12 protein-coding genes are annotated in these 15,232 nt (G+C 58.9%); 10 read left to right on the top strand and 2 right to left on the bottom strand.

Annotated elements, in window-relative coordinates:
* The first annotated feature begins 39 nt into the window (after positions 1-39).
* Genes CA85_RS21425 through CA85_RS21410 form a run of 4 tightly spaced genes read left to right on the top strand, consistent with a single transcriptional unit; the run spans position 40 to position 3,312 of the window.
* Positions 40-999, top strand: a complete 960-nt coding sequence (locus CA85_RS21425) for a YicC/YloC family endoribonuclease (protein WP_246113050.1) — start codon at positions 40-42, stop codon at positions 997-999.
* Between the two features lie 50 nt (positions 1,000-1,049).
* The gene (gene gmk / locus CA85_RS21420; protein ID WP_146393419.1) at positions 1,050-1,676 is read left to right on the top strand and encodes a guanylate kinase; all 627 of its coding nucleotides are present in this window, start codon (positions 1,050-1,052) and stop codon (positions 1,674-1,676) included.
* A complete protein-coding gene (locus CA85_RS21415) occupies positions 1,661-1,933 on the top strand; it encodes a DNA-directed RNA polymerase subunit omega (protein ID WP_146393407.1) in 273 nt (90 codons plus the stop codon). Before gmk ends, CA85_RS21415 begins: the two co-directional genes overlap by 16 nt.
* A 35-nt stretch (positions 1,934-1,968) precedes the next feature.
* A complete protein-coding gene (locus CA85_RS21410) occupies positions 1,969-3,312 on the top strand; it encodes an outer membrane protein assembly factor BamB family protein (RefSeq protein ID WP_146393406.1) in 1,344 nt (447 codons plus the stop codon).
* Between the two features lie 198 nt (positions 3,313-3,510).
* Here CA85_RS21410 and uppS read toward each other — a convergent pair whose 3' ends face one another.
* On the bottom strand, positions 3,511-4,272 hold the full coding sequence (uppS, locus tag CA85_RS21405; protein ID WP_146393405.1) for a polyprenyl diphosphate synthase: 762 nt from the start codon (positions 4,270-4,272) through the stop codon (positions 3,511-3,513).
* Positions 4,273-4,311: 39 nt separating this feature from the next.
* On the bottom strand, positions 4,312-5,580 hold the full coding sequence (locus tag CA85_RS21400; protein WP_146393404.1) for a lactate racemase domain-containing protein: 1,269 nt from the start codon (positions 5,578-5,580) through the stop codon (positions 4,312-4,314).
* 158 nt (positions 5,581-5,738) lie between these two features.
* Here CA85_RS21400 and CA85_RS21395 point away from each other — a divergent pair, with 158 nt between their 5' ends.
* The 6 genes from CA85_RS21395 to CA85_RS21370 all read left to right on the top strand — a co-directional run bounded on the left by CA85_RS21395 (position 5,739) and on the right by CA85_RS21370 (position 15,227).
* On the top strand, positions 5,739-6,656 hold the full coding sequence (locus CA85_RS21395) for an ATP-binding response regulator (protein ID WP_146393403.1): 918 nt from the start codon (positions 5,739-5,741) through the stop codon (positions 6,654-6,656).
* A 25-nt stretch (positions 6,657-6,681) separates the two neighbouring features.
* Positions 6,682-9,219 (top strand): PAS domain-containing protein, encoded by a 2,538-nt coding sequence (locus tag CA85_RS21390; RefSeq protein ID WP_146393402.1) that lies wholly within the window; start codon positions 6,682-6,684, stop codon positions 9,217-9,219.
* A gap of 403 nt (positions 9,220-9,622) precedes the next feature.
* Positions 9,623-10,930, top strand: coding sequence for a phosphoribosylamine--glycine ligase (gene purD / locus CA85_RS21385; protein ID WP_146393401.1), 1,308 nt, complete (start codon positions 9,623-9,625; stop codon positions 10,928-10,930).
* 82 nt (positions 10,931-11,012) lie between these two features.
* Positions 11,013-12,416 carry a UTP--glucose-1-phosphate uridylyltransferase gene (locus tag CA85_RS21380; RefSeq protein WP_146393400.1) on the top strand — a complete coding sequence of 468 codons (1,404 nt, stop codon included), beginning with the start codon at positions 11,013-11,015 and terminating at the stop codon, positions 12,414-12,416.
* Between the two features lie 331 nt (positions 12,417-12,747).
* Positions 12,748-14,364 carry an efflux RND transporter periplasmic adaptor subunit gene (locus tag CA85_RS21375; RefSeq protein ID WP_186775115.1) on the top strand — a complete coding sequence of 539 codons (1,617 nt, stop codon included), beginning with the start codon at positions 12,748-12,750 and terminating at the stop codon, positions 14,362-14,364.
* On the top strand, positions 14,361-15,227 hold the full coding sequence (locus tag CA85_RS21370; protein ID WP_246113049.1) for an ABC transporter ATP-binding protein: 867 nt from the start codon (positions 14,361-14,363) through the stop codon (positions 15,225-15,227). Before CA85_RS21375 ends, CA85_RS21370 begins: the two co-directional genes overlap by 4 nt.
* The last annotated feature ends 5 nt before the right edge of the window (positions 15,228-15,232 follow it).

The following is a 15,232-nucleotide window of genomic DNA, read 5'->3' as shown; positions in this document are numbered from 1 at the left end:
CATCCTTTCTATCCCCTCTCACTCTTCTCCTTGCTCTCAATGCCCGATCATTCCTACCCGCACTTGAGAAGCATGACTGGGCAGGGGCGAAGCGAGGTCAGCAGTGAAGCGGGAACGCTCGTCGTCGAACTTCGTTCGGTCAATCACCGCGGGCTGAAGATCAACCTGCGTACCAACGATGCGCTCTCGGCCCACGAGGGCGACATCACCACTGGGCTGCGAGGGAAAATCGAACGGGGAACCGTAACCGTCCACGCCACGCTCAAGCCGCCACCAGGCCAGGACGTACCGCGGATCAACCAGGCTGTCGTCAACGCTTACGCCAGTCAATTGGTGGCGGCGACGAAAGAGATCGACGCTGCCACCCAGATCGACCTGAGCACCTTGCTCACTCTGCCCGGAGTCTTGACTGTCGAAGACCAGACCGATGCGGAGGACGAACGGGGCCAACAGCGGCGACTGCTGGTCGCCGAGGGAGTGGGCCTGGCAGTACAGCGATTCAATCACATGCGGCACCACGAAGCCGTCGCGATGGCTGTCGCCCTCGAATCCGACCTAAAAACCATCCGATCGCATACCGATTCCATTGAGGGGCTCGCACCGGCCGTCATCCAGCGGTACCGTGAACGGCTGACTGAGAAAATAAAGAAGGCGCTGGCAGAACAGCAACAGCCTACTGAACCGGTCGACCTGATCCGCGAAGTCCAGGTCTTTGCCGACCGCAGTGACATCAGCGAAGAACTCACGCGGCTGGCCAGTCACCTGGAGTTGTTCCGCGGCGTCTTAACAGGCACGCATGGTGCCGCAGGTGATCGCGACCAAGCGAGCCAACCCGGAACCGAAGCCGTCGGGCGAAAGCTCGACTTCATCATTCAAGAGTTGTTCCGCGAGACCAACACCATTGGCAGTAAAGCGGGCAACGCCGAAGTAGCAGAACATATTGTCGAAATCAAATGTGCGATTGAGCGGATGCGCGAACTCGTCCAGAATTTGGAGTAAACGCTAGCATGCCCGTTCAATTCCCTCCCGAAGCACTGGATCACTGCGACATGTCGCATGGAGAATCATCGCGCCTCGAAACGGCTCATCCAGGTCAGCTCGTGATCATTTCCGGTCCCAGCGGCGCGGGCAAATCCACGGTGACCCAGCGGTTGCGCGAGGTCTGCACCCTGCCCTTGGCGACATCGATTTCAGCGACGACCCGCAGACCACGCGACGGCGAAGTCAATGGAAAAGACTACTTTTTCATTAGCGAGACCGAGTTCCATCGCCGCCGAGATGCTGGTGAATTTCTCGAATGCAAACAGGTTTTCAACCAGGGACACTGGTATGGAACGCTCGCTGATCAAGTTGCCACTGGTCTGAATGCGGGAAAGTGGGTAATTTTAGAGATCGACGTGCAGGGCGCGATGAGCGTGATGGCGGATTCTCGCTACGCTCCGGTCTCCGTTTTCATCCACCCCGGCAGCATGCGCGAACTCGAACGGCGACTCCGAACCCGGGGCACCGAGTCCGAGGATGCGATCCGGTCACGCCTCGACACCGCTGCGGGCGAGATGGAATTTCGCCACGTCTACCTTCACGAAGTCATCAACGAGACCGTCGACCACACTGTCGACGAAATCTGCCAACTCTTGCAAACTCACAAGGAATCGACGCCATGCTCGAAGAACTAAAAGAAGAAGAAATCGTCAACAAGGTCGGCGGTCGATTCAAACTATCGACTTTGATCCAAAAGCGATTGGTTCAGCTCAACCAAGGCTCGCGAGCGTTGGTGAATATCGATACCCACGACAAGATGTCGATCGTGTTGCAGGAGATCGTGCAGAACAAGATCTTCTTGAACCTCGACAATGACGTCGAACAAGCTGACGACCTGGACACCGTGGTCGCTGCCGCCGAAGCTCCCGAACTGGACGCTTCAGACCTCTAGACGCCCGCTCGACCACGTTTCGCATAGGCTCTTGCATGACGCCCCCACTTCGCCCGCGACACCTGGCGATCCTCGCCGGTGTCGCTCTGCTCGGACTCGGCCTCTCCACGTCTCAAGCGGAGGATTGGCCACAGTGGCGAGGGGAAAATCGCGACGGTGCGATCGCCATGGACGTACCTCTGATGGAGTCACTTCCTCAAGGACAATTACCGCTGCTGTGGAGCGTGCCCATCGGCGCCGGTTACTCCGCGCCGACGGTTGTCGGTAATCGAGTCTACGTGATGGACCGGCAATCCGAGAACGAGCGTGACAGCCGTGAACGGGTGCTGTGCCTGGACACTGAAACGGGCAAGACGGTGTGGACGCATCAGTACAACGCACCCTACACGATCCAGTACACCGCGGGCCCTCGGGCGGCGGTCACGATCCACCAAGGCCGTGCCCTTTCGGTCGGCGCAATGGGGCACCTGCACTGCTTCGATGCAGCCACCGGAGAAGTGCTCTGGGCACACGATATCGAAACGGAATACGAGGCCCGGCTGCCGATCTGGGGCATCGCCGGGGCCCCCTTGGTCGTCGACGACCTCGTGATCCAAATTGCCGCCGGTTCCGACGGTGCCTGCGTCCTCGCTTTTGACCTGGAGACGGGCAAAGAACGCTGGCGTTCGCTCGACGAACCCGCAGGCTACAGCGCCCCGATTTTGATCCACCAGGGCGACCAAGATGTCGTCGTGTGCTGGACCGGGGCGAGCGTGTCAGGACTGGACCCACAGACGGGCGAGGTCTTCTGGCGAGTGGCGATGCCTTCGCGAAACATGCCGATCGGTGTCCCCACACCGGTGACCGATGGCGAGCACCTGTTCGTAACCTCCTTCTACGACGGATCGATGTTGATTGAACTCGATCCCTCGAAACCCGACGCGACCCAACAGTGGCACCGCGTCGGTGTCGATGAAAGGAACACCGACGCGTTACAGTCGATTATCAGCACGCCGATCATGAAAGGCGAGCATATCTACGGTGTCGACAGCTACGGTGAACTGCGTTGTTTGAAGATGAGCAACGGCGACCGGGTTTGGGAAGACCTCACGGCAGTGCCACGAAATCGCTGGGGAACGATCCATATCATGCAGCACGGCGACGATGAGATCATGCTCAATGATCAGGGTGAATTGATCTTCGCCACACTCTCACCCCAGGGTTTCGACGAGCATTCTCGCACCCAACTGCTCTCTCCCACCCGCCGTCAATTGCCGCGGCGAAATGGTGTCACTTGGTCTCATCCGGCCGTTGCCGACGGTTACATCTATGCCCGCAACGACAAAGAGTTGGTTCGAGCTTCACTGCGCAAGCAGGATGGGCCGGCTGGCGGAGAGTAAGAGACGTCGGTGCTACCCGGGGATCGCTTGGCAACGCGTAATCAATAAGTGGCGAATTAGCGAAAGCTCTTCTGTGGTGGCCGAGGCGACGAACTGTGGAGCCTCGCAAGTTTTCCTACGCCGGAGGCGTTTAAGAAAACAGCCGGTGGTTTGAGCGGAGCGAACACCACCGGAGAAGACTTTTTGCTCCCGCGTTCCTTACTCTTCCAGTCCGCCAAAGCGGCGGGTACGGTCGCCGAAATCAGCAAGAGCTTGGCGGAAATCGGATTCGTCGAACTCGGGCCAGCACTTGGAGGTGAACCAGAGCTCAGCGTAACTGAGTTGCCATAGCAAGAAGTTGCTAATTCGCATGTCGCCCCCGGTGCGGATCATCAAATCCACCTCGGCCAGCCCATCGGTATCCAAGCGGTCGGCGATCGCCTGCTCATCAATGGACTCCGCGGAGAGTTCACCGGCGAGAACCTCTGTGGCGAGGGCGCGAGCGGCGCGGGCGAGTTCATCGCGGCCACCGTAATCCACGGCCAAAACCAGTTCCGTCCCAGTGTTGTCACGACAAAGAGCCTGAGTCCGCTCGACCTCTTCGAGCACCCCCGCATCGAGCCGATCGACACGACCGATGAACCGCAGTCGCAGATTGTTATCCATCAGCGTGGCCCGCTCCTCGATCAAATACTGACGCAACAGCTGCATCAGAAAATCGAGTTCGATTTGAGGGCGTTTCCAGTTCTCACTGGAAAAACAATAGAGGGTGAGCGCCTCGAGTTGGAGCTGGGCGGCCAGTTCCGTGGTACTGCGAACAGTGTCGACACCGCGCCGATGCCCTTCGATTCGTGGCAGACCTCGGTTTTGAGCCCAGCGCCCGTTGCCGTCCATGATGATCGCGACGTGCTTCGGCAGGGAGCTTGAACCCTGAGATGACGCAGCCGAGGTTGTCTCTGACGGGGAAGAATCTGATGTCATTGAATAGCGATGTCCATGGATGATTAACCGATCGGCCTCCTATCCTAGCGGTGCTTCCCACAATCCCAAGGCAGGGTTCTGCACATAGTAGAATTCCGTCCCGTCGATATCCGTATGAAATCCGTCTTGGAGCTGGTTGATATCGTATCGCTGCAAGAGAGCGTCGAGGTCACCTGGGATGAAACCGACCGAACGAATCTCTTCGTCGGTGAGCTTGCCCGCTGCGTAAACAACTTCAAAACGATTCTCAGGCGAACCATGCACCAAGTGCGCCGCTGCGGATGGGTCGGCGGCGAGATCCTCGTTATCGGCAACTAACTGCATCACTTCGGACTTGGTCCGGTAGCCGTACTTGCGGATCAATTGATCGATGCGTTTGTCTTCGCCAAACTCCTCCACGGCGGGCCCGAGCACAGTCAAACGCCCACCCGTGGCAACCGCTTTGCGAGTCCGGTAGATCGCTTTGTTGCCCAGCCACGTGCTCTTGAATTCACGTGGATCGAGATAGGCCACAACGTGCTGGGGGGCCCGTGGCAGATGGGTGATATTGACTTGCCGCGCCAATTCAGCGGCGGCAAAGAACGTGTCGTGATCATCACCGATGTACAGACCACGGGTCAGCTTCGTGCCATCCTTGAGCTGCTCGATCACGGTCAACGCGTAGAGCAACGGCACGTCTTGGCAGAAGTGATCCTGGGCATAGTTGAGGATCTGGCGGAGCGGCGTATCGGCGATCCCAAGCGTTGCATCGATACCCACCATCGCGCTGAGATAATGGCTTTCATTGATCCCAGCTACGCCGCCGGTACCCACAAAAACGTTCTTGTTGTAATTGGCCATCCCGATCACTTCATGCGGGACGACTTGACCGATCGAAAAGATGAGATCGTGACCACCATCGCGGAGCAGACGGTTGACTTGGGCGGGCCACGCGTCGCGATAAATCCCGCCCGTGACCCGGGAGACAAATTCGGCAGGGACCTCACCGAGCTGCACGACGTCATCACGCCAACGGTGAGGTCGAAACAGATCGTGGGGGATGCCGGGGAACATATGATCCAGCTGGGCCGGTGTCATCGCCGAGTGCGTCCCAAGGGCCGGCATGATATCGGTCACCCGGTCACCGAGCAGCTCATGCGAGAGCACCGTCAGCTCGCCCGCCCGGCTGAACAACCGGGTTTGATCCGGCGGCAGCAGCAGCACTTTCTCCGGCCGCGAGATGGCAGCGAAGGTGCTCTGCAGTGCCTCGCGTAGATCCTCGGTATCCAACGATGTGGTCGGTGATCCGTTGGCGTAGTAGATGGTCACGTTGGAGAGGCTGGGTCAAAAGGGAGGGACTACTGGTTTTACTCACCGCAACGGGTTATTGTTTGGTGTGAGAACCTTTCCGAAAAGGGGGCACCCATTTTTCGGATCCGTTCGACGCTGCTGCCCGCGAATAGTTCATCACGAAAGGACGGACAACCATGGCTAGGATCCTACTCGTCGAAGACAGTCCCACCCAGGCGGCACAGATACGGATACTCTTGGAAGCGGCGGACCATGACGTCGCTCACGCCCTCAATGGGCACCTGGCACTGAGCGAGATGCACGCCCAATCGTTCGACATCGTCGTGACCGATCTCGAAATGCCCGAACTCAACGGACTGCAACTCGTGGAGCAGATGCGGGAGGACTTCTCGCACATTCCCACGATTCTCGTGACCGGCCATGGCAGCGAGGAACTCGCCGCCGAAGCACTGCAGCTCGGTGCCGCGGGCTATGTGCCCAAGAACCGCATTGACGAAATGCTCAACAATACGATCGTCGATGTGCTCGGTGTGATCCGCACCGATGCAAGCTACGCGAGATTGATTTCGACGCTGCGGAAGAATTTGTTCGTATTCGAACTGCCCAACGATCCGATTTTAATCTCACCCTTGGTGGGGTTACTGATGCAGGTTAGCTCGGGCATGGAGTTGCTGCCGAGCGTGGACATGGTGCGGCTCGGCGTGGCGGTCGAACACGCCGTCGCCAACGCGATGGTGCACGGCAACCTGCAACTCCCCGCCGAGCAATGCCCCAGCCACCATGACTTGGCGAGATTTGGCGAGATCAGCCCTGCCATGGAAAAACGGCTCACCGAAGCTCCCTACCGAGATCGCACGGTGCGGGTCGAAGCGATCGCCCAAACCGACCAAGTCCGAGTCATCGTGACCGACCAAGGCAACGGTTTCGACACGACGAGAGTTCCCAAGAAAGGCCTCTTTGATCCCAAGTCCCTCTCCGAGGATGGAGACGCCCCTCGCGGCCAAGGGTTCATTCTGATGACCAGCTTCGTCGATGAGCTGGTTTACAATGAAAAGGGCAACCAGGTCACCTTAGTAAAGCGTTGCCATGTTTGAACGGTTCCCCATGGTGTGATGAGCAATGCCTGAATCCGACGCAGCGAGTGATCACATGGATCGTGAATTCCAAAGCTCAGCCACCTATCGCGCCCTGGCAAACAGTTTGCCCCTGAGTGTCTTGATCAAGGCGCCCGATGGCCGGCGGGTTTTCGCCAACGATGCCTACCTGAGATGGCGGGGCGTGACTTGGGAAGATGTCATCGGCAAAGTCGATGCGGAATTGTTCCCGCCTGAAATTGCTCAGCAGTACTCGGTCGACGACGAAGCCGTACTCGCGGGAAAGGGATCCAACCTCGCGGTCGAACGCACCCGCCTGGCCGATGGCAGCCTCGGCTGGATCGAGCGGGTCAAAAGTCCCATCTACGATGCCCACGGCCGGTTGATCGGACTGCAAGTTTTGTTTTGGGATGTGACCGCCCGCGTCGAGGCCGAAGAGAAGAGCCGCTTCGAGCAATCACTCTTGAAGACGCTCCTCAAAACGATCCCCGACTCGATTTACTTCAAGGATCTCGAGAGTCGTTACATTCGCGTCAGCAGCGCCATGGCAAAGAAATTTGGCCATACCGACGTCGAAGCGATTCTAGGCCTGACCGATGCCGACGTCTTCACCCCCGAGCACGCTCAGCAAGCACTCGAGGATGAACGTCGAGTCATTGAATCGGGAGACGCCCTGGTCGACCGAGCGGAACGAGAAACTTGGCCCGATCAAGACGATACGTGGTGCCTGACAACCAAGATGCCGCTGCGAAGCGACACGGGCGAAATCATGGGCACGTGTGGGATTTCACGCGACATCACGGCCCTCAAACGAAGTGAAGCGGCTCTGCAAGAAGCCGTGCGGATGGCCGATACCGCTAACCGAGCCAAGAGCGAATTCCTCGCCAACATGAGCCATGAAATTCGCACTCCCATGAACGCGATGGTGGGCATGGCAGATCTACTGGCCCAAACACCACTCGATGAAGATCAACGCGAGTACGTTGACACGATTCGTCGCTCCTCCGATTCGCTACTGCGACTGCTCAATGACATCCTCGATTTTTCGAAGATCGAGGCCCGCAAACTCGAACTGGAATCCATCGTTTTTTCCCTCGGCTATGAAATCCAAGCCGCCATCTCAACGCTGAGGTTTCAAGCGACCGAAAAGGGGCTGCAACTCCACTACACCAGCGATTCCTTGTTACCCAATCACTTGATCGGTGACCCGGGGCGATTGCGGCAGATTCTCGTGAATTTGATCGGCAACGCGGTCAAATTCACCGATCGCGGCAGCGTCACCGTGGAGGTGCAGCAGGTGCCTGGCCAGGAACCGAAGGCACCCGGCGATGAATCAGGCCCGAGCCTGGCTGGCTCCACCTCTGCGTTTCGGATCAGCATCATCGATACCGGGATCGGCATCTCCCCCGCCCAGCAAGCTGCTGTTTTGGCGCCGTTCACGCAAGCCGATGCATCCACCACTCGGCGTTTCGGCGGCACCGGCTTGGGGCTCAGCATCACCCGGCAACTCGTCGAATTGATGGGCGGCACCCTGCAATTGAACAGCGAAGTAGGCGTGGGCAGCTCGTTTTACTTTGACCTGGAATTGCCAACCGCCGACACCGACGCGGCCAACCAATACGATGCCGACCAGGAACAGGACCTCGTCATCGACGAATCCGTGCCGACCCAGCCCCTGCGGGTACTCGTCGCTGAAGACGGCGTCACCAACCAGCACGTGATCGCGGGATTGCTGCGTTCCCTCGGCCATGAGTGTTTCATCGCGAGCGACGGACGCGAGGCATTTGTGAAGTGGCGAAGTGAACCCTTCGATCTGGTGTTGATGGACATGCACATGCCGGTGATGGATGGGCCCGCGGCCACGCGAGCGATTCGCCAACAGGAACTTGGCGGTGACCGCCACATTCCGATTATTGCTGTGACGGCTGCGGCCATGGCGGAGGACGCCCGGCTTTGTCGAGAATCGGGCATGGATGACTTCCTCACCAAACCGATCCGCCGCCGGAAACTGCAGGAAATACTCGCTTGCATCCACCCCGCCCATCCCGCTGTCGCAGCGGACGACGAAGATGTGGATGAACGCCGTGAAGCAGAATCTGCCGCGAGGCGGAGCAGCGCTGTGGATATCCGACCAGCCGAACCCGCCGCGCAACAGAGCCCGGCGGCCCCGTTCGTGAAAAATCCGTCGAGCCGCCTGTCGATCGCCGATGAACACGCCGAATGCTTGGACTTGGATTCGGCTCGCTCCCGAATCCCCGGCGGGGTATCGGGCGTGCTGCGGCTGGCAGCCGTTTTCAAAGAGGAGTGCCAAAGCCTGGTAGCGGAACTTCAGAAAGATATCCTGGCTGGCGACCATGACGCTGCCAGGCGAAATGCACACACACTCAAAGGTGCCTGCAGCCTGCTCGGCGCCGACCAACTGCAAGCGGTCGTCTGCGAAATTGAAATCGAGGCCAACGAGCGTCAGCTTTCCGATCCCGCTCAGTCGCGGCAGCTCCTACAATCCCTGCTCGACGAATCCAGCCGGGTCCTCGACGCGGTCGATGACCTGCTCGTGAGCTAGCCGGACAGCCAACATCCTGGATCGATTCCGGCCCGCTGACCGTGCTGCCGCAGGCAGTGTGAAGGCGCCCACTCGAGCGTCTCCCGCTCCAGACCCAACCGGGGTAAAATGGACCGCCAACGAAGCGAGCTGTTGATTTATTCGAAACTGGCACCGCAAAATTGAGCCGAGGGCCGCAAGGCCCCGGGTAGCGCCGCCCACCCGGGCGCCTACGCGGCTCGGCTCACAAAACCGATGGCCCGGAATGCTGCGGGGTGTGAGCAATCACTGCCCGCCCCCACTAGCGAATGAAAGAATTCGCACGGAAACGGGCAATTTGACCTCCGACGTCTTTCATTTTCTCGCTGGTTTTCTACCATCAGCGCAGCTTACCCGTTTCGCTCCTTTGGCCACCTCTTGATATATGACCTCCTACAACGTTCTCATCGTCGGCAGTGGCGGTCGCGAGCACGCTCTGGCGTGGAAAATCCGCCAAAGCCCACGTGTCGACCAGGTATTCGTGGCGCCCGGCAATGCGGGCACGGGAGCGGATGCTGTCAACGTGGATATCGCCCAAGATGATCATGAGGCATTGATTGCCTTCGCCAAATCCAACGATGTCGGCCTCGTCGTCGTCGGGCCGGAGGCCCCCTTGGTCGCCGGTTTGGTCGATGACATGCAAGCCGCTGGGTTGAAGGTATTTGGTCCGTCGCGGGCCGCCGCTGAACTCGAGGGTAGCAAGGTCTTCTGCAAAAACCTGCTGCGATCGGCCGATATCCCCACCGCCGATTACCGTACCTTCCGGTCCGCTGACGACGCGATGCGGTATATCAAGGATCGCTACAGCGAACCGAACGATCCAGTCAACGTGGTTGTCAAAGCCGACGGCTTGGCGGCCGGTAAAGGCGTCGTCGTTTGCACCACGCGAAGTGAAGCCCTCGAAGCGATCGACCGCATCGCCGCCCGCAAAGAATTTGGCGCCGCAGGCAAAGAACTGATCATTGAAGAACGGCTGACCGGTCCCGAGGTCAGCGTGCTGGCGATCACCGATGGCGAAACCATTCTCACCCTGCCGACGGCCCAGGACCACAAACCGGCCCACGACGGAGACCGTGGCCCGAACACCGGCGGCATGGGTGCCTACAGCCCCGCGGCGGTGCTCGATGAACAGACACTCGCAGAGGTCGAATCGGGGATTCTCGTGCCCGTCGTCCACGCTATGAAACGGGCGCGTCGCCCCTTCAAAGGTGTCCTTTATGCCGGATTGATGCTAACCCCCGCCGGCCCCAAAGTGCTCGAGTTCAACGTGCGGTTCGGCGATCCGGAGTGCCAACCGCTGTTGATGCGGTTGCAGACCGACATCGTTGACGTCATGGAAGCAACCGTCGACGGGCGTCTCGGCGAACTCGATGAGTTGACTTTCGATCCGCGTCCGGGGATCTGTGTGGTGATGGCGAGTGAGGGTTATCCTGCTTCCTACGACAAGGGACACACGATTACCGGAATCGATGCAGCTGACGCGATGACCGATGTGAAGGTGTTCCATGCGGGCACGGGAGTTGCTGATGGCAAGGTTGTTAATACCGGCGGGCGAGTGCTCGGCGTCACGGCGATGGGCGACACGATCAGCGCCGCGAAACTGCAGGCGTACAAAGCCGTCGCCCAGATCCGCTGGCAGGGTGCCTGGTGCCGCAAAGACATCAGCGACAAAGCACTCACTGCCGCTCAGTAGATCACACCCGGAATCGCACTCCCCGCAATCGCACTCCCCGCGAACGCATCCGTCCGCTCCCTTTCATACCTCCGATTCGATCATGACTGCCACTCGCGACGAACTCACCGCCCTCCTCGCACCGTATGATCAGACGCACATTCTGCGGTATTGGGACGAACTGGACTCCGCTTCGCGTGACCAGCTCGCCGCACAAGTTCAAGCCATCGACTTAGCCGAGCTCGCCGATTTGGTCAGCGGCGCCGAAGAGCCTACCGACTACGCCGCGATGGCGCGCGGTGCCACGCTACCGCTCGCCGTTTCGGCCGATGGTAGCGGCGTTCCCTGGTCGGTTGCCGATGCTCGCCAGCGCGGTGAGGAAGCTCTCCGCGCCGGTGAAATCGCTGTCGTTCTCGTCGCGGGTGGGCAGGGCACTCGGCTCGGTTTTGACTCGCCCAAGGGCATGTTCCCCATCGGGCCGATCAGCGAACGCACCCTGTTCCAAATCTTCGCGGATCGCTTGATCGCGACTGGTCGACGCTACGGCGTGACGATCCCATGGTACATCATGACCAGCGACGCGACGGATGCTCCCACACGCGACTATTTCGAAGCGAACGATTATTTCGGGATCGATCGTGATCAGGTCGTGATCTTCAAGCAGGGTACCATGCCGGCAGTCGATGCAGCGTCGGGAAAATTGCTGCTCGCCGAACAGGACTCACTCGCGCTGAGCCCCGACGGCCACGGCGGCACCCTGACGGCTCTCGCCCGTCATGGTTGCTTGGATCGCATGCACGCAGCAGGGCATCGGCACCTGTTCTATTTCCAAGTCGACAATCCACTCGTCACCCTCTGTGATCCCGAATTCATTGGGCACCATCTGCTCTCAAGCAGCGAGATGACGTCGCAGGTCATTCGTAAACGCTACCCGACTGAGAAAGTTGGCAATGTTGTTGAAGTCGATGGTCGCACCCATGTGATCGAGTACAGCGACCTGCCAGATGAGGCCGCCGAGATGACCGACGAGAGCGGCGGCCTGAAACTGTGGGCCGGCAGCATTGCCGTGCACCTGTTCGACATCGCGTTTCTCGCTCGTGAACGAAACAGCAGCACGTCACTTCCCTTTCACCGGGCCAGCAAGAAGGTGCCTTACCTGGACGCCAACGCGAACCTCGTCGAGCCTTCGTCGCCCAATGCGACCAAGTTCGAGAAGTTCATCTTCGACCTCCTGCCAGCGGCGGAACAGACCATTATCTGTGAAGTAGAACCGGCCAAGGCATTTGCTCCTGTCAAAAATGCGGACGGCGCCGAGGCGGACACGCCGACCCTAGCCCGACAGGCAATGGTGGATTTGCACCGGGCCTGGATCGAAGATGCGGGCGGCAGCGTCGCCACGGGCGTAAAAGTCGAGATCAATGCCCAATTCGCGCTCGATCCCGCGCAATTGCAAGCTAAACTACCTGCAGAGGTAAGCGTTGACGCCGACCGCTACTGGGATGCCTAAGCGAATATTCGGAACCCACCACTCCAGAAACATCGCTTAAGGGAAGTTCGAGCAACCTTACTGGCTTCCCGCGATATTTGAGTGATATTTTTCAATCGAGTTTCGTAGAAACCACCGATCGGTTCAACGCGGTCCGGGGTTTCAACCAGGCTGCGGTCCCGGCGAGGAACACTGTGGCCGAAATGAGTGGTTTGCTGCTGCCGTCGTCGCATCCCACCGCAGGTGTCGGCCCGTCACTCGACCCAAGAAAGAACTCGATCGGGTCCATCGATATCGAGCGACCAGGATTCCTCGCATGCTCGCCCCTCCCCTCTCTCCCCACCACTTCACCATGCATCCCGTCATCTCGCCCCGCTTCCGCCCACCCACCCACGCCCGTCGCGGCGGAGCGAAAACGATCCTGCTCGTGGTGTTGGCGATTCTCGGTGGCGCCGGTTGGTACGCTTACGATACCTATCAGACACAGCAAACGCTGATTTCGCCTGACGACCTGCTCATCAGTGAGGTCACGCAGGGTTCGTTTGACCACACTATCGTCGAGCAGGGTGAAATCGAGAGTAGCAGCAATACGGAAGTGGTTTGCGAGATTGAGTCTCGCGGCAATACGGGCACCGCAATTTTGTGGGTCATCGATGAAGGGACCCACGTTCGCACAGGCGACAAGCTCGTCGAGTTGGATTCGTCCAATCTCGAAATTGAGTTAAAAGAGAATCGGCTCGAAGTGATCACCGCAGAAGCCGCTGTGGCGACGGCAGATGCGTTGTTGGAACAGGCCACGATTTCTCGGGAAGAATACCTCGAAGGTTTGTTTCAAACTGAAGAGAAAGCGATCCTCAGTGAGATGGCGATCGCCGAACAGGAGATGCGGAAGGCTCAACTCGCACTCGAGAGTAGCGAGCGACTCGTCGCCAAGGGACTCGTCAATTCACTTCAACTCGAGGCGGACAAGTTTGCTCTCGCCAATACACGAAACCAACTCGATGCGGCGAAAGGTCGGCTCCGGGTACTCCAAGATCTGACCAAGCGGAAGATGCTTGTGCAGTTCGATAGTGATATCGAAGCAGCGAAGGCTGGTTTGACCGCGGCCCGCGAAAAACTCTCCGAGGAAAAGCTCGAGTACAAGCAGATTGAGCAGCAGATTGCGAGTTGCGTGATGGTGGCGCCGACCGATGGCGTGGTCGTGCATGCCAATAAACAAAGCCGCCGCGGCGATTCGGAGTTCGTTGTCGAAGCTGGCGCGGTCGTCCGTGAACGCCAAACACTCATCCGCTTGCCCGACCCAACCAAAATGCAAGTTCGCTGCAACGTGAATGAATCTCGCATCACGCTGCTTGAAAAAGGCATGCCTGCAAAGATTCGCATCGATGCCCTGTCGTCTCTGATGCTCAAGGGGCACGTCGCGAAAGTCAACCGCTATGCCGAACCAGGCAGCTGGTTCAGCTCATCGATTAAAGAGTACGGGGTGATCGTTGAAATCACCGATCCACCTGATCACATTCGCACCGGCATGACTGCCGCCGTCGAGGTGTTCGTCGAACAGATTCCCGAGGCGATACAGGTCCCTATCCAGGCTGTCTACGAACACGATAAAAACATGTTCGCGTTGGTCCAAACAGGAGCCCAAAGCTTCGAAACTCGCGAAGTGGAGATCTCGGCTACCAACGACACCATGGCGAGCATCACCGAGGGGCTTAACCCAGGCGAGAAAGCCGTGCTGAATCTTCGTCAACATCTGTCGCTGATGAATTTGCCGGAGGTCGAAGCCGAGGACAACAGCGACATGATTCGTCGGCCGGGATCGGTTGCCGCCGCCAAGGACAACATGTCCGAGAATGCCCCGCGAGGTGACGCTCAGCCCGGTGTCCAATCGACGCCCGCAGCGAACCGGGGCGATGCCAAGGAAACGGCGGATCTGAAAGCCGAAAAATCCGATCAACCGGCCGCATGAAAAATTTCCTGCTGCATTCCAATCCGCCAGCACCTGTGCCTATATCTCCCGACGTGCCCATTCCTACCGCCTCGCCCGCTGCTGAAAAGCCGACTTCGACCGCCAAGCTCGCTACGCGCATTGATGCCCTGACCAAAGAATACGTTCTCAAGAGCGAGACCGTCCGGGCTCTGCGTGGCGTCTCCTTTGACGTTCCTCAGGGCGACTATGTCGCCATCATGGGTCCGTCGGGCAGCGGCAAGAGTACGCTGCTGAACATGCTCGGTTGCCTCGACCAACCGACATCGGGCAGTCTCATGCTCGGGAAAGACAATATCAGTCTGATGACAGACGACCAATTGGCGGATATTCGCAGCCGTCGGATCGGGTTCGTCTTCCAGTCCTACAACCTGATCCAGCAGCTCACCGTCGTTGAGAACATTCAAGTCCCACTCTACTACCAAGGCCTGCTCGGTCCCAAGGAGTATGCTCGCGCTGTCGACTTGGCCGAACGCGTGGGGTTGGCCGACCGGCTCGATCACCGACCCAATCAACTCTCCGGTGGACAACAGCAGCGGGTCGCGATCGCCCGCAGTCTCGTCAACGACCCCTACTTTATCCTGGCCGACGAACCGACCGGTAACCTCGACAGTGTCACGACGGACGAGATCCTGGCCCTCTTCGATCAACTCAATGGGGAAGGTCGTACCATCATCCTGGTGACTCACGAGGACGACGTTGCCGAACGAGCTCGCCGGATCATCCGACTCAAAGATGGGATGCTGCACAGCGATGAACCCGTTAGCGACGAGCAACGCCAATCCGCCCGTGAGCTTCAAGCCGCCGCAGCGCTCGCGGTTAAAAACAAACAAGGACTCTCATGAAGGCC

It is taken from the genome of Allorhodopirellula solitaria (assembly GCF_007859855.1).
GTDB classification, from domain to species: domain Bacteria; phylum Planctomycetota; class Planctomycetia; order Pirellulales; family Pirellulaceae; genus Rhodopirellula; species Rhodopirellula solitaria.
Note: the sequence above shows the minus strand (reverse complement) of the source record. Positions and strands in the feature narration are given on the sequence as shown.

Bases quoted from the DNA above. Each gene is read 5' to 3' on its own strand.
- CA85_RS21395 (WP_146393403.1), top strand. From the start codon at position 5,739: ATGGCTAGGATCCTACTCGTCGAAGACAGTCCCACCCAGGCGGCACAG.
- uppS (WP_146393405.1), bottom strand. From the start codon at position 4,272: ATGACATCAGATTCTTCCCCGTCAGAGACAACCTCGGCTGCGTCATCT.
- CA85_RS21370 (WP_246113049.1), top strand. From the start codon at position 14,361: ATGAAAAATTTCCTGCTGCATTCCAATCCGCCAGCACCTGTGCCTATA.
- CA85_RS21425 (WP_246113050.1), top strand. From the start codon at position 40: ATGCCCGATCATTCCTACCCGCACTTGAGAAGCATGACTGGGCAGGGG.
- CA85_RS21415 (WP_146393407.1), top strand. From the start codon at position 1,661: ATGCTCGAAGAACTAAAAGAAGAAGAAATCGTCAACAAGGTCGGCGGT.
- CA85_RS21375 (WP_186775115.1), top strand. From the start codon at position 12,748: ATGCATCCCGTCATCTCGCCCCGCTTCCGCCCACCCACCCACGCCCGT.
- purD (WP_146393401.1), top strand. From the start codon at position 9,623: ATGACCTCCTACAACGTTCTCATCGTCGGCAGTGGCGGTCGCGAGCAC.
- gmk (WP_146393419.1), top strand. From the start codon at position 1,050: ATGTCGCATGGAGAATCATCGCGCCTCGAAACGGCTCATCCAGGTCAG.
- CA85_RS21410 (WP_146393406.1), top strand. From the start codon at position 1,969: ATGACGCCCCCACTTCGCCCGCGACACCTGGCGATCCTCGCCGGTGTC.
- CA85_RS21390 (WP_146393402.1), top strand. From the start codon at position 6,682: ATGCCTGAATCCGACGCAGCGAGTGATCACATGGATCGTGAATTCCAA.
- CA85_RS21380 (WP_146393400.1), top strand. From the start codon at position 11,013: ATGACTGCCACTCGCGACGAACTCACCGCCCTCCTCGCACCGTATGAT.